Raw genomic sequence first — 18,230 nt, 5'->3', positions numbered from 1 at the left:
CTGTTTCTCGTCTCATTTAAGCTCAGCCTTTCAATGTTTCAATGTTTCAATGTTTCAATGTTTCAATGCTTCTTGCTAACACTTCATTTCCTTCGAAACTCTTTGTTATAGACGCGCATTGTTAGATATAAACTGACTCACCATTCTCATATATTTCAAAGTAACGTTGATGTGTGGTCGTTCGCGCGGATGAGCAATCACGTCCTCAATCGTCAATGAAAAGCAAAAAAAAGCCCACACAGCTGGTGACTGTGTGGGCGTATTCGGACTAGCCGTCTGGACAAACCAATGAGCAAGACAAGTGAAGTAACGATTAACGAGATCCCCCGACAGTTTCTACATTAAACGTGTTCAATGACCTTAAAGCACGTTGCTTCAATTACCACTTTGAATTGCACAAAAGTATCCAGAAAGAACTTAAGTTATGATTCAAACACACCATACCCTAAGGGTAATTGTATTACAAATAAATCTAAGACTTGAATGGTTTTAGTGAATGCTTAGTTGATAAAAATGTGACTTGGCACTCGTTTTATGTCGAAACTCGACGAGTTTTTTAAAAGGGAACGAGTTTATGACTTAGTTCTATTTGAGATTTATAATCTTCCTACTCTCTGGTGTTCTTAGCTTTTACGAGAGGGTAAGGTGCTCTTAGCTGTTGCTAGTGACCATAATTTACCTCTCAACACACTTTTAAATCAGAAAGCCTCTATGGAGTTGCGTATCTTCTCATTTCTTTTATTAATCGATATATTTGTATTATAAGAATATGTAAGATTTGAACTTATCGAGATGATGAAGTTAGATAAACGGCTTTAGTGTCATCATTGTCGATCTCGTTTTAGCTCTTAATGCTGCACCTTAAATACAATAATGGATTTCATATGAAACAGGTCAATATAAAAAGCGTCTTAGCTGTCTCTATCATTCTCGCAATATCTGGTTGTGCTTCTCACACCAAGTCAAATATTTTAACGCCGACCGCTATTGCGGCTAGTAGTCACGATGGTAATGGCCCTGATCGGATCTTTGATCAAGATATCACGACTCGTTGGTCTGCAAACGGTGTCGGTGAATGGGCAATGCTAGATTACGGTTCGGTGATTGAAATCGATGCGATTCAAGCATCCTTTAGTAAAGGGAACCAACGCCAATCTAAGTTCGATCTGCTCGTCAGTGTTGATGGCGAAAACTGGACAACGATTTTAGAAGGTCAATTAAGCTCGGGAAGAGTGATTGGTTTAGAGCGTTTTCAGTTCCAACCAGTGCAAGCACGCTATGTAAAATATGTAGGTCACGGTAACAGCAAAAACAGTTGGAACTCAGTTACTGAGCTTGCAGCAATTAACTGTGGAATCAATGCTTGTCCGGTAAGCCATATCATTACCGACGATGTGGTTGAAGCTGAGAAAGTGGTGATCGCTGAAATGGCCGCAGCAAGTAAAGCTCTTAAAGAAGCTCGTAAAGATTTACGTAAAGGTAACTTTGGGGAACCTGCGGTATATCCTTGTGAAACCACCGTAAAATGCGACACTCGTATTCCTTTACCAGTACCGACTAATCTACCCAAGTCACCAGTTGCGGGTAATGCACCAAGCGAAAACTTCGATCTAACGACATGGTATTTGTCTCAACCTTTTGACCACGATAAAAATGGCAAGCCAGACGATGTCTCAGAATGGAACCTAGCGAATGGTTATCAGCATCCAGAAATTTTTTATACAGCAGACGATGGTGGTTTGGTTTTCAAGACATACGTAAAAGGTACACGTACCTCAAAAAATACTAAATATGCACGTACAGAGATGCGTGAGATGCTACGTCGTGGTGATACGTCTATTAGCACTAAAGGTGTCAATGAGAACAACTGGGTATTTAGTTCGGCTCCGGTTGAAGATCTAAAAGCTGCAGGCGCGATTGATGGTGTTTTAGAAGCAACGCTTAAGATTGATCATACAACGACAACCGGTGACGCGCACGAAGTTGGCCGTTTCATCATTGGTCAGATACATGATAAAGATGATGAGCCCATTCGTCTTTACTACCGAAAATTACCGAACCACGAAACAGGGACGGTTTATTTTGCTCATGAGAATACCAACGAAGGCACAGATAACTATTTCAACTTAGTCGGAGACATGACAGGAGAGATCGGCGACCAAGGTATTGCACTTGGCGAGACGTTTAGCTACCGCATTGATGTAAAAGGTAACACGATGACTGTTACGCTAATGCGTGAAGGCAAAGATGACGTTGTTCAAATGGTTGATATGAGCGAAAGTGGTTACGATCAAGGTGGGCGTTACATGTATTTCAAAGCGGGTGTTTACAATCAAAACATCAACGGTGAGCTTGATGACTATGCCCAAGCGACATTCTACAAAATAGCGACGTCGCACGATAAATATCAGGAATAACGAGTCAGCTGCACATACAAAAATGGCCGCTAGTACTAGCGGCCATTTTTTGTTGTTTTTATTGGTTAGTTTCTATTGTATTTCGCTATTCCCATAATCTTACGTAACTAGTTGATATTAAATTACTAAGCATGGTGGGAGGGGGTTTTATATATAAAAAAGGCTTAGATATTTTTTAAGCCTATTTAAAGCATACGTTAGATATGGTTCATGAGAGCGATTAAAATGAGTATGTAACACCAACGCGTGTTTTTAACTGACGTTCACTCTCTTCCGCTGAGCCATAATCTGATGTCCAAAATTCAACATAAGGTCTTAGATTATCGAATTTATAGCCGATTTTTACCCCTAAATCCCATTCCCAATCTTTTCCATTCGCTTTGACTTGATCTTCATAGCTTTTGACGTAGTTCGCCTCATAACTTAATTGAAGGTTTTTTAAATCTTCATCTTGGAACTTATAAGCGCCAGTCAATGTAAATTTACCTTGTTGAACCGTTTCACCAGCTAATGCTATTTTTTCGCCGTTAACTTTTGTGAGAGAACTACTTGAGCTGCCTGTATAGTTTTGGAATTCATGACGGTAACGAAGAGCCGTTGTTAGGCCGAAGTCGGCTTTATACCCAACACGAAACTGTGGTTTAAGTGTCATTTTTTCATCGCCAAACGTAATAGGCATACCTGGCTGCAAATACCATTTGTCATCTAACGCATAACGAACACCCCAATCAAATTCAGAATCTCCGCGCTCCAATTGGTTGTATATATCGCCTTCTGCATTTGGAGCAAATTTTTGTTCAACGCTAAAATATAGCTTTGTCTCATCTGCTATTTTCGTGCTTCCACCAATTTTAATACGATGCGCGTATTTATCGTCTTCATGCTTATGTTCTGCGCGGTAATCAAGAGTTGCGCCAGTCGCTGTGCCTGCAAGAAGAGTTGTAGCGATAATTGCAGCAATTTTTGTAACAGAGTTCATACCTTTGTCTCACTATTATTTTTTATTTTGGATACATCCAATATATCCGTGGCTCACAAATCAACATTTAAATGATATTGAATTAATGTATTACAAATATGGTATTTATTCCTGGGTGGTATTTCTGTGAGATCTATCAAAAGTTCCGAATAGTGACTTGTTTATATAGTTAAATGTAATGAATATCTCAATTGTGGCTCTATTTTCCAAGTTAATCATGACTTGGTTCTCATATTGTTAAGCTTCAAAAATACGCCTTTTAAATTGAGTTAAAATAAGACAAATTAATTGTTTTTACGTTTGCTAATGATGATGGGAACAGTCTCGACTGTTAGAAATAGCAGTCGTAGCAAAAGGCAAGGCCAGTGAATACGAGGCAGGTATTTGAAATTGGTTTAGAGATGTTGTTTTGCAGGTGACTTGTTCGAGTTAAAGAAAATCGTGATGACGAATTAGTGTTCAAAAGTAGTTTCTGTGCTGAGAGTGTACTCAGTATCTGTTAACAATAAAGGATGACTCATGTTTAAGAAAAACATATTAGCAGTGGCGTTATTAGCGACTGTGCCAATGGTTACTTTCGCAAATAACGGTGTTTCTTACCCCGTACCTGCCGATAAATTCGATATGCATAATTGGAAAATAACGATTCCTTCGGATATTAATGAAGATGGTCGTGTTGATGAAATAGAAGGGGTAGCCATGATGAGCTACTCACATAGTGATTTCTTCCATCTCGATAAAGACGGCAATCTTGTATTTGAAGTGCAGAACCAAGCTATTACGACTAAGAACTCGAAAAATGCTCGCTCAGAGTTACGTCAGATGCCGCGCGGAGCCGATTTCTCGATTGATACGGCCGATAAAGGAAACCAATGGGCATTGTCGAGCCACCCAGCAGCGACTGAATACAGTGCGGTTGGCGGAACGCTAGAAGCGACGCTAAAAGTGAATCACGTTGCGATTAACGCTAAGTTCCCAGAAAAATACCCAGCGCATTCTGTTGTGGTTGGTCAGATTCATGCTAAAAAACACAACGAGCTAATCAAAGCTGGAACCGGTTATGGACATGGTAATGAACCACTGAAGATCTTCTATAAGAAGTTTCCTGACCAAGAAATGGGTTCAGTATTCTGGAACTATGAACGTAACCTAGAGAAAAAAGATCCTAACCGTGCCGATATTGCTTACCCAGTATGGGGCAATACTTGGGAAAACCCAGCAGATCCAGGTGAAGCGGGGATAGCGTTAGGTGAAGAGTTCAGCTACAAAGTGGAAGTGAAAGGCACCATGATGTACCTGACATTTGAAACTGCTCGCCACGATACCGTTAAGTATGAGATCGACCTGAGTAAGGGCATCGATGAACTCGATTCACCTACGGGTTATGCGGAAGATGACTTCTACTACAAAGCGGGCGCATACGGCCAATGTAGCGTGAGTGAGTCTCACCCTGTATGGGGGCCTGGTTGTGGTGGTACTGGCGATTTCGCTGTCGATAAAAAGAATGGCGATTACAACAGTGTGACTTTCTCAGCACTTAAGCTGAATGGAAAATAGTTAGCAGTTAGCAGTTAGCAGTTAGCAGTTAATAGCTAGAGCTGATTAGATAACAGAGTAGGGCGATCGAAACGCTAGCCTCAAAGAACATGTTCAAAGGCCACTTAACACAACGTTAAGTGGCCTTTTTGTGAGTCGAGCTCGCCCCAAGCGTTTCTAGTGATGCGTTGACGGTGAATCTTATCCAATGTTTAAACGTTGGTTAACTCATATCAACCAAACCTCCAGCTACTTACTACTTACCTACACTCCAAAGTCAGGCTCCTAAAACAAAACAACCTCGCCAAGTGGCAAGGTTGTTGTCGACAGCTCAGCTAAAGCTTTTTCTGGAGCTAGGTAAGACGATTAGTCATACATCAGCTCGTCGGCTTTGTTCGCATCAAACTCTTTTAAAGACTTACGTGCTAGATGTCGGAATGGGAACGCTTTAACTATCTCTTCGAATGGTTGGATAGCAAACGCCCAAAAGATAGAACCGTCTAAACCAAAGATGATCAATGCGCAAAGCGGGATTGAAACGACCCATTGGCCAGTAAAGTTGATTTTGAATACATCGGTCGTTTTACCTAGCGCTCTTAACACGTGCCCGTGAACGGTGTTGTAGCCACGAACGATCGGCAAGAAGATGTAGAGCGGGGTAATCACAGCCAGCGCTTGATAGGTAGAAGGATCCAAGTCTGGATACACATCGCCAATCACCAAACTTAATCCTGCAAACATCACCGCACAAACTACCGAAATGCCCACCGCAACATCGATACTGGTATCAACGTTTTTGGTCAGGTCATCCATTTGCTTCGAACCGATCGCTTGGCTGATCGTAATCGCGGAAGAGTGAGCCCAAGCGGTAATGAATTGAGTACCGGCACGGATCCACGGCATTACCAAGGTAATCGCTACGTAGGCGTTGATATTAAGTTGCGAGTACAGCAATTGGTAAATCGTGGCACCAATCGAAAGCATGGTCACATTTGCAGCGACAGGGAATATCTCAATGAAATGGCGACGAATGTTGGTGATGAACTCTGACTTTTCCGTATCCAATTTTAATGAAACAGATGAGTCGTAGTGAACACACAGAATCAAATACACAAGACGAATGGTGATAGCGATAACGCTGCCGAGCGCTGCACCTTGTACGCCAATCCCGTCAAAGTTTGTGAAGCCGTGAATAAGCACATAAGAGAGCACTGCGTTGATCGGCAATTCGATCAAGTAGCCTTTAAACGGAACTTTGGTTCTTCCTAACCCGTTAAACAACGCGATGATCACCTGCGTTAATGCAGTGAAAATCACCAGATATTTTGAAATATCCAGATAGTGGCTGATCTCAAGGTGAAGAGTTTTATCGTCGGTTAAGGCTTGAATCAAAGGTTGTTCAAAAAAGGTAAGTAGAAGCCAGAATATTGCTGCGACGCCAAAGTTGATGAACAATCCTGCCCAAAATGCTTTGGATAACGAAGAGGTGACACCAGAACCAACCGCACGGCTGAGAACCAGTTGCGTACCATTCGCCAGCGCCATTTGAATACCCAACACAAACGCGATGATGGTCGTAGCAATCCCCATGGCAGCAAGAGGAATCTCACCGAGCGGAGAAACCAATAGCGTGTCGATCATCAACATCGACTGCATCAATAATGCGTTTAAGGCTAGGGGCCAAGCGAGAGAGAAGTTTTTCCTAACATACGATTGCGAAGACACAAACAACACCTTATGTGTATAACCGTAAGTTTTCTCTGAGAGGACCCGAGTTCACCATTTATAGGTGAAACACTACGGTAATGGATGGTTAAAAAATGGGCACTAAAACATGACTGACTCGTGTATTGGGATGCACGAGTCAGTCTGGTAAATCTTAATTATGCGATGGCTAGTTCAACCCGAGACAGCTTTTGGTTTTCATCATCAAGTAAAGCTTGAGAGGCGATTCGAGCCTGATTCGCATTGCCTGACATAATCGCATCGTATATTGCTTTATGCTCTTCTAAACAAAAGCGACCGCCTTCGACAGAGTGGTCGATAAACTGCTTGAAGATTGTCGACAGAATGTTCGCGAACGGAATATAAAATTGGTTACCCGTCGATAGGAAGATCGTTTGGTGAAACAGGTGGTCGTTGGTTGTCCACTCTTCATAATCAAAGCCGTTTGCTGCGATGGTCATCTTTTGGAACAGAATCGAAAGCTCTTTGCGTTGCTCTACCGTAGCGTTGGATGCCGCAAGTGCACACGCTTCTGGATCAATCGCTTTTCTTAAGCCTAAGAATTGAGACAAGAAGGGTTTGGTGTCTTCTAAGTCTTGAATCCAATACAGTAATTGTGGATCTAAAAAGTGCCATTGCGTTCTTGGCTTGATACGAGTGCCTACTTTAGGCTTAGATTCAATCAACCCTTTGGCTGAAAGTAGCTTAGTCGATTCTCGAAGCGCAGTTCTGCTGACTCCAAAGATCTCACACAACTCCATTTCGCTGGGTAACTTCTGATTTTCTTCTAGCTCGCCGGACAAGATTTTGCGAGCAATTTGTCTCGCTACTTGAACATGAATTCGGCGGCTTGAATCTTCCACCAATGTAAATATTGACATTTAAACCACCTGAAATTGAAACTTTAAAAACAAAAAAAGCCAGACGAATTTGGCGTTTTGGTGTCAGTGTATACGTCTAATATAGTGTGAGGTTTTCCCTCATCGAATAGTACTTTTTAAATCGCTACACATCAGAGTCGCCTATCTTACAGCTTACCCTTATATAAATCATACAATAACACTTGCCATGTTCAAGAGGGTTCATCTCAAAACTGATCATTAACGGCATAATTAGGGAGAGTAAGAGTGGTTTTGTGAGTTCACGCATACGAAAATATGTAAATAAGAACTATTTGTATGAATAAATAGTTAGGTTTGGTTTTATGTGAATAATACGTATAAAGTAGGTTAAATGTTGCTCTAGGCTATATCAGTAGTGACCTCTCGTTATTCTTACGCTAAGTTGGTGCAGATATAAATCAGTGCTATAATCCGGTTTAAATAATACATATCTTATAAGTAAGTAGACACATGGCTGGCTCTTTCAATTCAATTTCAGGCTCTAAGCGAAGCCTTCATGTGCAAGTTGCACGTGAAATCGCTCGTGGTATTTTGTCGGGCAATTTGCCTCAAGGTTCTATTATCCCTGGTGAAATGGCTCTATGTGAGCAATTTGGTATCAGTCGAACTGCATTAAGAGAAGCAGTTAAGCTTCTGACTTCAAAAGGCCTATTAGAATCTCGTCCTAAAATCGGTACTCGTGTTGTCGACCGTGCATACTGGAACTTCTTAGATCCACAGCTTATCGAATGGATGGACGGACTTGCGGATACAGACCAATTCTGTCACCAGTTTTTGGGTTTGCGTCGTGCCATTGAGCCTGAAGCTTGCGCATTGGCCGCTAAATTTGCAACTGCCGATCAACGAATTGAATTATCAGAAATTTTCCAAAAAATGGTGGAAATATCGAGCGAAGAGGTTCTTGATAAAGAGCGTTGGCTAGATATTGATATGAAGTTCCATAGCTTGATTTTTAACGCAACGGGTAACGACTTCTACCTACCGTTCGGTAATATTTTGACGACCATGTTTGTTAACTTTATTTCTCACTCTTCGGAAGAGGGAAGTACATGCATTAACGAGCATCGTGCTATTTATGAAGCGATTATGGCTGGCAATAGTGACAAAGCACGTCAAGCATCAGCAAGTCATCTATTAGAAACAAATCATAGATTACCAATTGCTAGTTAACTGTTTTAGCTAATTGTTTTAGAAGGTATTTTAGTACTGAGTACTGAGTACTGAGTACTGAGTACTGAGTTCTGAGTACTGAGTTCTGAGTACTGAGTTCTGAGTACTGAGTTCTAAGTTCACTCTTTAGGGTTTCTATCTCAAAAAGCTAAGACAATCAAAGTTAACATCGCAACGGTTACTAAACCGGACGATAAGAAAGCACGTTTGATACGTGCTTTTTTTGTATTCAAATTTGATGAAAACCTGACTGGTGTCCAATATTTAATCTATTATTTGCTGTTTCGTTAAAAGCACTAGTAACCAGTATTTTAAGTTATATAATAATACTAATTAAATTATTGTGAGCGTGATTATGCCCCAGTCTCTACTGCCAAATATTCTTCAATTCATAGGTCAAATCGACCCATTCGATAAGATCCCTAAAGAAGCACTTCGCGAACTTGCCTCTAATGTTCAGATCACTTATCTCGGCAAAGGGGATGTGGTTGATCTGTGTGAGTCGGGTAAAGAAAAGTCGCTCTACATCATCCGAACCGGCTCTATGGAACAAAGAAAGTCAGACGGTGTACTTCGTGCGCGTTTAGGCAGCGAGGATTTGTTCGGCTTTACTTTCTTAGATTCTGAAGTTAAAGATGAGAAAGGCTACAGAGCGATCGCAATCGAAAACACCTTACTTTATGTGATTCCACACTCGGCACTTCAAGCGCTGTTTAAGGCATTTCCAAGCTGCGCAGAACAGTTTGCGTCGCAGGCTCAGGTTCGTTTGAAGTCGGCTCTTGATGTGGTGTGGTCGAATAAAGAGAAAGGCTTGTTCATTCGTAAGGTTGAAGAAGTGGCAAGCGGGCAGGTGGCCATCGTTAAGTCTGAGCAAACTATTCAATCGGTCGCGGTGGAAATGCTGCATCAACGCTCACCCTGTGCGGTGATTTATGAAGGTGAAACGATTGTTGGTTTGATCACTGACCGTGATATGACCAAGCGAGTCATCGCTCATGGTGTAAGCACTGATAACCTGATCTCTGAGGTGATGACGCACTCTCCACTGACGGTTAAACCGGATGATTTAGTGCTGCATGCGGCGTCTATCATGATGCAATTCAATATCCGTAACTTGCCCGTTGTGAAAGAGAATAAAGTTGTTGGCCTGCTTACTACTTCTCACTTGGTTCAAAACCACCGTGTTCAAGCGATATTCTTGATCGAGAAAATCAAATACGCAGGCAGCGTGAAAACCATGTCTTCGTTCACCTCAGAGCGACAAGCCATTTTTGAAGCGCTGGTGGAAGGTAAGGTAGCGCCTGAAACGGTGGGTAAGGTAATGACCATGATTATGGATGCCTACACGCGGCGATTGATTCAGATAGCGATTGATAAGTTAGGCCCGCCACCTTGCGACTTTTCTTGGATCGTAGCCGGTTCGCACGCGCGTAATGAAGTGCACATGCTGTCGGACCAAGACAGTGCGATTGTACTGGCTGACGATGCAACCGACAGTGACCGAATTTACTTTAAACATCTAGCAATGATGGTGACTAACGGATTAGCGAGCTGTGATTACCCATTGTGTCCGGGTAAATTCATGGCGGCGACACCAAAATGGTGCCAGCCACTCGGTGTTTGGAAGCACTACTACAAGAAGTGGGTGGCTAACCCTGAGTACGAACGCTTACTCAACATCAGTGTGTTCCTAGAAATTCGAACCATCTATGGCAACAGTGAGTTCGAAGGCATTCTTCGTGATGAGTTGCATTCTAACATTCGCAGTAACCGTGAGTTTTTAAGCACACTAGTGAAAGATGCGGTAAACACCAACCCGCCATTGGGTATTTTCAATAGTTTGGTATTAGAGAAGTCAGGTGAGAACAAGAAAACACTCAATGTGAAGAAGTACGCCATTAACTTGATTATTGATCTTGCGCGTATTTACGGATTAGCGGTGGAATGTGATTTGTCAGCAACCGATGAACGTTTCGCAGCTGCCAATGAAAAAGGCATGCTGAGCGACGGCGCATTCAAGAACATTCTGGGCGCTTACCAGTTCATTCTCTCTTTCCGATTCGGTCATCAACTTGAAGCGCTGAAGAACGGGGATGTGCCTGACAACAATATCAACCCAGATAGCTTTGGTAGCTTTGAGCGTAAACACTTGAAAGATGCCTTTAGGATCATTGCTGACCTTCAAGAAGCCGCGAAAATCCGTTTCGGAGCACGCTGATGAAATCGTTTTTAAATTACTTTCATCCGCTTGAGCGAATTAAACGTAAGCGTAAGCAGTATTTGAATACGGTTAAGCTGCCAGAGGCGTTACATGCTCTTGTGGATCAACCTTGCCCAGAGATGACGGACTTGGCCAAAGATAGCGAATATATCGTTTTAGATCTTGAAACTACAGGCTTAGACAGCGAACAAGATCTGATTTTGTCCATGGGTTGGGTCGATGTGGTCAAGGGGCGAATAGACTTAGCGTCCGCCAAGCATATTTACCTGGATAACGATTCGCAGATCAACGCCGAAACCGCCGTGATCAACCATATTACACCGCAAATGTTAGAAGAGGGCGCTTCTATTCATGATGCGATGCTGACGTTCTTCGAAGCTGCGAAAGGCAAGATTATTGTCGCGCACGCTTGCATGGTAGAAGAGAGGTTCATTAGCCAATATCTTCTTCGTTGCTATGGTTTACGAGCGATTCCTCTGCTTTGGCTAGACACATTGTGTATCGAAAAAAGTATGGAGAAAGCGATCAGCAATCATGAAGAAGTGGATTTGACTCTAGCAGGCACTCGTGAAAGATACGGGCTTCCTGAATACAACAATCATAATGCGCTTGCTGATGCAGTATCAACTGCGGAATTGTTTTTAGCTCAGCAGAAGCGAGTTGTGCCTAACGATGACGTGACCGTTGCATTTCTCTATCGGATCAGTCACTAGGGCTAGGAGCGTTAAGTACTTGGCTCTTATTTGAATGATTTGAAAGAAGAAAAGCCAGCGATTAAGCTGGCTTTTGTTTAGGTCTTAGAAAATTAGGACAGTAATTATCTTAGATTATTTATATAGCTATCGATTAGAAGCTGTAAGTTAGACCAACACGGCTACGCAGTTCACGAGTCGCTTTAGTCGATGAAGTACTCACATCACCAAACTCTACATATGGTGCCCATTGACCCATAATGTGGCGAATACTTGCATTTAACTCGTAGTTGGTATCGTCGTTGTCGTAGATGTCATATCCATCCGCTTTGTAGTAGTTACCTTCTAGACCAAAGCGCCAGTTTTCCATTGAGTAATTGACGTTTGCCGTTAGACGATGACGGCGTTGGTTTTCATCGTTCTGATAAGTTAAGTGGCCGTCATCTAAGATAGGTTTACCGTCCGAGTCAGTTGCAATTGATTTTGTGTTTTGTCTCATATCGTAACGGTAACGAGCACTTAGGCTTAGGCCATCAACGCTATCCACTTTGTATGTTGCACGAACTTGAGGTTTGTATGTAACGCCAGATTCACGACCTTCAATTGGCATACCGTAAGTCATTGTCCAGTTATCGTTTAGTACATGACGGTAATTTAGACCAAGCTCCCAACCATTGTTCTTCAAATCTTCCATGAATTTACCGTCTTCTCCCTTGAATTTCGCTTCGATATCTACAAGGAAGTTGCCAATGCTATCGCCAAGTTTTACACGAGTAGCGTGTTGATCTGTATGACTCTTGTATTCGTGTCTCATATCGAAAGACGCAGCAGATACAGAGCCAGCAGCGAGTACAGATGCCACAGCAATCACGATTTTAGTTTTATTCATGGTATTAATTCCATATTTATAGGTTGAGTATTGGCCATAATTACAAGCCAAATAGAGTAGTTCTTGTCTTCAATGCATTTTTTTGTTGAAACGATTTCTTGGTCATTTCAAGTTTGTTTTGCATTTAAATACTACAAATATGCTAACGATTTGAAGGCGCATGATCTGTGAATTTGATCGTGTTGTTGGGACAAAACCACTATTTACAAAGGGTTACAAAGTTGGTTTGTATTGATAAGTCCATGATTTTTAGTGTTTTGTTTGTCTGTTGATCATGATTTTTAAGGGTTTTGTTCATCAATAAATGTGCGCTACAGCAAAAAATTGAATCTTTAGATGCCATTTTATTTGTAATACATTATTATTTACTAGCTTTCTGTAGCAACACATAACTTTGCTGTGTTGATTGCATGAACTGACGCTGCGAAGCGGATAAGTAAGAACGAAATAAAGGCTAAATGGTTAGAAAGGCAAAATGGTTAAAAGCCAAAATGCTTTAGACTGCTAGCATTTGTTTTAGGTGTTATAGAGCTCGACCAGAGATGATTTGAAATGTAGTAGGCAAGGCAGTGACATAGCCTGCTATATAGATATGAACTTGATAGGAATGAACAGGGTTCGAATGGTTACCCGTTGTTCTTATTAGCGACAAAGAAGAAATCGTTGAAGTGCTTGCGAAAGCATTTTGATTATTGCTCCCAACTATTCTAATTATAACTTCTGCTTTCGTTTAGAAAGGTAGGAGACGGTAGTCGAAGATCTACCCTTGCGCTCATGTTGATACAGGCAACATGAGCGTTTTTTTATCTGAAATTTGAGTAGAGAGTCGTTTGAAGCGCAATAAGCGTGTAAGCCGCGGCTTAAGAGCTAGGCTTTTAGGTTGATGACAGCGCGTTCAAGTGAGTCTGTTTGTTCTACTACTGAAGTTGCAGAAGCGGCGTTTTTCGAAGCGCTCGTTACATTCGTCAGTGTCAGCTGTTTAATGGCATCTACGTTTTCGATGATCTCTGACGTCACTTCACTTTGCTCCTTCATAGCATTGGAGACTTCTAAACTGTTATTTAGAATGGTTTCCATGTCTGCGATAACCGATGTGATTCTTGAATGTGCCTTCTCACAAGAGTCGACACTGCTGTTACCTTTTTCACAACAATTTTGAATCGTGTTAACCACCATTTGGGTTTGGTCTTGAACCCCTTGAATAATGGTTGAGATCTCTTCGGTTGAAAGCTGTGTTCTGCCAGCCAAGGTTCTCACTTCATCGGCGACGACCGCAAAACCACGACCTTGCTCTCCAGCGCGCGCTGCTTCAATAGCGGCGTTCAAAGCGAGTAGGTTGGTTTGTTCAGCAATGTCTTTAATCACTTCTAGTACGGTATTGATCTTTTCTGAGTGCACAGAAAGGCGATTCACTTCTTCACTCGCACTCACTAAGTCAGTTGAAAGCGTATTGATTGTGTCTCTGGTGAAGGCCACATCGTTCAGGCCATCATTCGCCGTGGAGAAGCTGGTTTGTGCATTTGCTGATGCATTTTCACTATTGGTCGCAACACTTTGGATATTGCTGCCCATTTGATTTATCGCGGTCGCAATATTTTCTGTTTGTCGTTGCTGCTTGTTTAAAGCGCTTTCCACTTCTATGCCGTCGTGTTGCAACTGGTTCGAAATGTTGCCGAGCTCTTGGATCGACCCTTGTACTTGACCAACAAGTTGACGAATATCTTTTAATACGGTGTTAAATGACTTGGCAATATCCGCAATTTCATCTGAACCGCTGTCTTCCGCTTTAACGGTAAAGTCACGTTGTTGGGATACGTGCAACATGGTTGCGTTTAACGAGGCTATCTTCTTAGCGACACGTGATGAGATCCCAAAGGACAGTGCGATCAGTAATCCAGTGACGGCGATTACGGAACTCACAATAAACGTAGTGATGGTTTGTTGAATCGATTCGACCTGTTGTTCTAAACGACCTTCAACGCCGGTAAATATCGAGATGATATCTTCAAACAGCATTTTCATTTCTGATTTCAGTTCGCTGACCTTTGCTGGGTTGCGTTCTATTGCGTCTACCATCAAGGAAAAATCTTTGTCGTACTGTTTTACTTCTCGATTCAGTTTGTCTAACTCAGGCACCGCTATGTCTGACTCTTCAAGTAAAACAGAGAAGCTATTCATCAACTGTTGGAAGTGTGAATACTCTTTGGCGAATTCAGGCTTGAGGGCTTTGTCGTGGCTGATCAGAAACTCTAGTTCCGTTCGATTTAGTTGAAGCATCGAAACTTCAAGCGACTTCACCTTGATCAGGGTTTTCTCAAGTTTGATCAGCTTTAGGTTTGCCATTTCAGTGAATGAGACGACAACCAATAACGAAATAATGGATAAACAAGCAAGGCTAAAAAGGGAGGTTTTAATTTTCATAGGCAGGCACCAAAGCAAAACAATATGACTCAACAACGTATTTGGGAATCTCGTTTCTCTTATTTGCGTGATCAGTAGCTTACAAGCGGATAACTGGGATCTGACTCGCAACGGAAACGTTTGCTTACAGTATTTTATGGAAAGGTTATGCGCAAGTTAAATATTTATTATTTTCAATGGCTATTGATGATTATTTTGTTATTAGTGATTGTCTTGGGCATAAAGGGAGAGGAAAAGGAAGAAGGGGGAGATTAGGTCAATAGATCTTGTTAATGGCGAGTACGGTGCCTACTTGAGATTAAAGAAGATGAGTACTTGTGCTTTGTAACACGAGCACTCACCCGTTTGTATTTAGCTTTCCGTCGGCATCCACACCTGTTTAGACGTAATTTTGTGGTCTTTAAAGGTCAGTTCTTCAACCTTGTCACCGTTAGTATTCCAGCGAGTTAGTTTTCCGTTCGCGACTTCACCTTCATCGAACTTCGCTTGGCTTGCCTTATTACCGTTAGGGTAGTAGTCCGTTACCAAACCATCTTTTTGTCCGTCGCTGTATTCAGCGGTCAGGCTTTGTTCACCATTGGGATACCAGCGAGAGGCGGTGCCTGATAGTTCATTGTCTTTATAATTGAGTTCTGCTTTTTTCTGTCCGTTTGGATACCAGGTTTCTGCCTTGCCTTGTAGTTCACCTTTAACGTAATTCACTTTAGAGGCAACTTGGCCATTCGGATACCAGTTAGTTTCTAACCCTAGTTCTTGGCCGTCAGCAAACTGAGCTTGGGTCGCGACTTGGCCGTTATCAAACTTCTCTTCAAATTGACCAGTGAAGGGTTTTGAATGGTTTACTTGGTAAGCCACGCCTTTACGCATCTGTAAGTAGTCAACAGCATCTTCACGTGGTGTTGCTGCATAGCTCATAGAAGATACCGCACTAAGAGCAATTAAGATTGGAACGTATTTCTTCATAATGACACCTTTTTAATGGACGAGAGAAACTGTAACGGGTGTGTTAAAAGCATTTCACTTCCGTGTATCCCTGTCAGTATCTAATAGTGGTTTTCAAGTTTTCATTATTGGCTACCTAATATAGGGAACTTTTAAAAGCAAATTCCCAATTCTATTTGTACTACAAATGTGTTGGTTTGATTCATTTTTATAAATTATATCTAACGATATTTTTGCTGTTCTTCTTTGAGCTTTGATCGTGACAAATAATAGTTTTTGTCGATAATTATTCGTTTTTTAGAGGGTTGGCTCATGTTTTTCGGGGTTTTTGTCGAAATCCACTACGGATGGCTGCACTCACTTGAGGAATTATGCTCGTAGGTGGTGCAACTTTGAACTCGATCACTTGTATGATTAATTGAGTGTCAGACTGTAAGATCACTGTCACGCATTTGGATTATTGTAGTACAAATATGCTTGCCATCTATCTATAGTGACCTCAATAAAAAACATAAATAAAGGTCTCAAGATGGAACTCAATACCCTGATAGTTGGCATCTACTTCCTATTCTTAATTGCAATAGGGTGGATGTTCCGAACGTTTACAAGTACGACAAGTGATTACTTCCGTGGGGGAGGTAATATGCTGTGGTGGATGGTAGGTGCAACCGCATTTATGACCCAGTTCAGTGCTTGGACATTTACAGGTGCAGCAGGTAAAGCTTTTACCGATGGTTTTGCCGTAGCGATTATCTTCATCGCGAACGCATTCGGTTACCTAATGAACTACCTTTACTTCGCTCCGAAGTTCCGCCAACTGCGCGTTGTGACGGTAATTGAGGCGATTCGTATGCGTTTTGGTAAGGTGAATGAGCAAGTATTTACTTGGTCTGGCATGCCAAACAGCGTTATCTCTGCTGGTATCTGGTTGAACGGCCTTGCGATCATCGCATCGGGTATCTTCGGCTTTGATATGACAACGACGATTGTCCTAACGGGTCTGGTTGTACTGGTAATGTCAGTAACAGGCGGCTCTTGGGCGGTAATCGCATCTGACTTTATGCAGATGGTTATCATCATGGCGGTAACGGTAACGTGTGCTGTAGTAGCGGTCTACCACGCTGGCGGTGTCACGCAAATCATCAATGATTTCCCAACCGATTCATTTATTACGGGTGATAACCTTAACTACCTAAGCATTTTCAGCATCTGGGCGGTGTTCATCTTCTTGAAGCAGTTCAGTATCACCAATAACATGCTGAACTCTTACCGTTACCTTGCAGCGAAAGACTCAAACAACGCACGTAAAGCTGCACTGCTTGCTTGTGTACTAATGACGCTTGGTCCAATCATCTGGTTCATGCCTTCTTGGTTCATGGCAGGTCAAGGTGTTGATTTAGCAGCAGCTTACCCAGAAGCTGGCAGCAAAGCCGCTGACTTCGCTTACCTTTACTTTGTTCAAGAATACATGCCTGCAGGTATGGTTGGCCTTCTGATTGCCGCTATGTTTGCTGCGACTATGTCTTCAATGGATTCTGGTCTAAACCGTAACTCAGGTATTTTTGTTAAGAACTTCTACGAACCGATTCTTCGTCCTAAAGCGACAGAGAAAGAGCTAATGGTTGTTTCTAAGCTAACGTCTACTTTCTTCGGTATCGCGATCATCTTGGTTGCTCTGTTCATCAACTCTCTTAAAGGTCTGAGCCTTTTCGACACCATGATGTACGTGGGCGCATTGATCGGCTTCCCTATGACAATTCCAGCATTCTGTGGCTTTTTCATCCGTAAAACACCGGATTGGGCAGGTTGGGGTACGCTAGTAGTCGGTGGTGTGGTTTCGTACTTCGTTGGTTTCGTTATCACAGCGGACATGATTCAAAACTGGTTCGGTCTAAACGAACTAACTGGCCGTGAGTGGGCTGACCTGAAAGTGGCTATCGGCCTTATCGGTCACATCGTATTTACAGCTGGCTTCTTTGTTCTTTCAACACTGTTCTACAAACCATTACCGGAACACCGTGAGAAAGATGTCGACAAGTTCTTCAACAACCTAGCGACACCATTAGTTGCTGAGAGTAATGAACAGAAGAAACTGGATAACAAGCAACGTCGTATGTTGGGTTCACTTATCGCGGTAGCGGGTGTGGGCGTAATGACTATGTTCGTACTGCCAAACCCAATGTGGGGACGCATGGTATTCGTTCTGTGTGGTTTGATTGTGTTCTCTGTTGGTCTGTTACTTGTTAAAGCGGTCGATGACAAAGTCGAGCAACAAGACGAAGTGACTCCAGCCGAAGGTTAATTCCTTTTAAATCAAAAACTATAACTTTTTACAG

At 42.2% G+C, this 18,230-nt stretch carries 12 protein-coding genes; 6 read left to right on the top strand and 6 right to left on the bottom strand.

The window, feature by feature from the left end; translation table 11 throughout:
* The first annotated feature begins 884 nt into the window (after positions 1 to 884).
* On the top strand, positions 885 to 2,417 hold the full coding sequence (locus ACED60_RS18880; protein WP_371728210.1) for a polysaccharide lyase family 7 protein: 1,533 nt from the start codon (positions 885 to 887) through the stop codon (positions 2,415 to 2,417).
* Between the two features lie 220 nt (positions 2,418 to 2,637).
* Here ACED60_RS18880 and ACED60_RS18875 read toward each other — a convergent pair whose 3' ends face one another.
* Positions 2,638 to 3,396 (bottom strand): oligogalacturonate-specific porin KdgM family protein, encoded by a 759-nt coding sequence (locus ACED60_RS18875; RefSeq protein WP_371728209.1) that lies wholly within the window; start codon positions 3,394 to 3,396, stop codon positions 2,638 to 2,640.
* Between the two features lie 519 nt (positions 3,397 to 3,915).
* Between ACED60_RS18875 and ACED60_RS18870 the strand changes: the two genes are divergently transcribed.
* Entirely contained in the window at positions 3,916 to 4,953 is a 1,038-nt protein-coding gene (locus ACED60_RS18870) for a polysaccharide lyase family 7 protein (RefSeq protein ID WP_371695836.1), read from the top strand.
* A 345-nt stretch (positions 4,954 to 5,298) separates the two neighbouring features.
* Here the strand turns inward: ACED60_RS18870 and ACED60_RS18865 are convergent, their stop codons facing one another.
* Positions 5,299 to 6,666 (bottom strand): MATE family efflux transporter, encoded by a 1,368-nt coding sequence (locus ACED60_RS18865; protein ID WP_371695835.1) that lies wholly within the window; start codon positions 6,664 to 6,666, stop codon positions 5,299 to 5,301.
* Between the two features lie 149 nt (positions 6,667 to 6,815).
* Positions 6,816 to 7,538, bottom strand: coding sequence for a FadR/GntR family transcriptional regulator (locus ACED60_RS18860; protein ID WP_139684996.1), 723 nt, complete (start codon positions 7,536 to 7,538; stop codon positions 6,816 to 6,818).
* Positions 7,539 to 8,009: 471 nt separating this feature from the next.
* Here ACED60_RS18860 and ACED60_RS18855 point away from each other — a divergent pair, with 471 nt between their 5' ends.
* The 3 genes from ACED60_RS18855 (at position 8,010) to ACED60_RS18845 (ending at position 11,663) form a co-directional block, all read left to right on the top strand.
* Positions 8,010 to 8,729: a FadR/GntR family transcriptional regulator gene (locus ACED60_RS18855; RefSeq protein WP_371728208.1), complete on the top strand. Its 720-nt coding sequence runs from the start codon at positions 8,010 to 8,012 to the stop codon at positions 8,727 to 8,729.
* A gap of 355 nt (positions 8,730 to 9,084) precedes the next feature.
* Positions 9,085 to 10,947: a DUF294 nucleotidyltransferase-like domain-containing protein gene (locus tag ACED60_RS18850; protein ID WP_371728207.1), complete on the top strand. Its 1,863-nt coding sequence runs from the start codon at positions 9,085 to 9,087 to the stop codon at positions 10,945 to 10,947.
* Positions 10,947 to 11,663 (top strand): 3'-5' exonuclease, encoded by a 717-nt coding sequence (locus ACED60_RS18845; protein WP_371728206.1) that lies wholly within the window; start codon positions 10,947 to 10,949, stop codon positions 11,661 to 11,663. Before ACED60_RS18850 ends, ACED60_RS18845 begins: the two co-directional genes overlap by 1 nt.
* Positions 11,664 to 11,796: 133 nt before the next feature.
* On the opposite strand, the gene ACED60_RS18840 is transcribed toward ACED60_RS18845, so the two are convergent.
* The 3 genes from ACED60_RS18840 to ACED60_RS18830 all read right to left on the bottom strand — a co-directional run bounded on the left by ACED60_RS18840 (position 11,797) and on the right by ACED60_RS18830 (position 15,915).
* A complete protein-coding gene (locus ACED60_RS18840; RefSeq protein WP_371728205.1) occupies positions 11,797 to 12,531 on the bottom strand; it encodes an oligogalacturonate-specific porin KdgM family protein in 735 nt (244 codons plus the stop codon).
* Between the two features lie 867 nt (positions 12,532 to 13,398).
* Complete coding sequence (locus tag ACED60_RS18835; protein WP_371728204.1) at positions 13,399 to 14,952, bottom strand: methyl-accepting chemotaxis protein; 1,554 nt, start codon at positions 14,950 to 14,952, stop codon at positions 13,399 to 13,401.
* A 351-nt stretch (positions 14,953 to 15,303) separates the two neighbouring features.
* A complete protein-coding gene (locus tag ACED60_RS18830) occupies positions 15,304 to 15,915 on the bottom strand; it encodes a toxin-antitoxin system YwqK family antitoxin (RefSeq protein WP_065104082.1) in 612 nt (203 codons plus the stop codon).
* A gap of 508 nt (positions 15,916 to 16,423) precedes the next feature.
* Between ACED60_RS18830 and ACED60_RS18825 the strand changes: the two genes are divergently transcribed.
* Positions 16,424 to 18,196, top strand: a complete 1,773-nt coding sequence (locus tag ACED60_RS18825; protein ID WP_371728203.1) for a transporter — start codon at positions 16,424 to 16,426, stop codon at positions 18,194 to 18,196.
* The last annotated feature ends 34 nt before the right edge of the window (positions 18,197 to 18,230 follow it).

This window comes from Vibrio sp. 1F279 (assembly GCF_041439815.1).
Classification (GTDB): Bacteria; Pseudomonadota; Gammaproteobacteria; order Enterobacterales; family Vibrionaceae; genus Vibrio; species Vibrio tasmaniensis_A.
Note: the sequence above shows the minus strand (reverse complement) of the source record. Positions and strands in the feature narration are given on the sequence as shown.

Excerpts from the sequence above, each read along its gene's own strand:
- ACED60_RS18880 (WP_371728210.1), top strand. The coding sequence starts at position 885 with ATGAAACAGGTCAATATAAAAAGCGTCTTAGCTGTCTCTATCATTCTC.
- ACED60_RS18875 (WP_371728209.1), bottom strand. The coding sequence starts at position 3,396 with ATGAACTCTGTTACAAAAATTGCTGCAATTATCGCTACAACTCTTCTT.
- ACED60_RS18870 (WP_371695836.1), top strand. The coding sequence starts at position 3,916 with ATGTTTAAGAAAAACATATTAGCAGTGGCGTTATTAGCGACTGTGCCA.
- ACED60_RS18860 (WP_139684996.1), bottom strand. The coding sequence starts at position 7,538 with ATGTCAATATTTACATTGGTGGAAGATTCAAGCCGCCGAATTCATGTT.
- ACED60_RS18855 (WP_371728208.1), top strand. The coding sequence starts at position 8,010 with ATGGCTGGCTCTTTCAATTCAATTTCAGGCTCTAAGCGAAGCCTTCAT.
- ACED60_RS18850 (WP_371728207.1), top strand. The coding sequence starts at position 9,085 with ATGCCCCAGTCTCTACTGCCAAATATTCTTCAATTCATAGGTCAAATC.
- ACED60_RS18845 (WP_371728206.1), top strand. The coding sequence starts at position 10,947 with ATGAAATCGTTTTTAAATTACTTTCATCCGCTTGAGCGAATTAAACGT.
- ACED60_RS18840 (WP_371728205.1), bottom strand. The coding sequence starts at position 12,531 with ATGAATAAAACTAAAATCGTGATTGCTGTGGCATCTGTACTCGCTGCT.
- ACED60_RS18835 (WP_371728204.1), bottom strand. The coding sequence starts at position 14,952 with ATGAAAATTAAAACCTCCCTTTTTAGCCTTGCTTGTTTATCCATTATT.
- ACED60_RS18830 (WP_065104082.1), bottom strand. The coding sequence starts at position 15,915 with ATGAAGAAATACGTTCCAATCTTAATTGCTCTTAGTGCGGTATCTTCT.
- ACED60_RS18825 (WP_371728203.1), top strand. The coding sequence starts at position 16,424 with ATGGAACTCAATACCCTGATAGTTGGCATCTACTTCCTATTCTTAATT.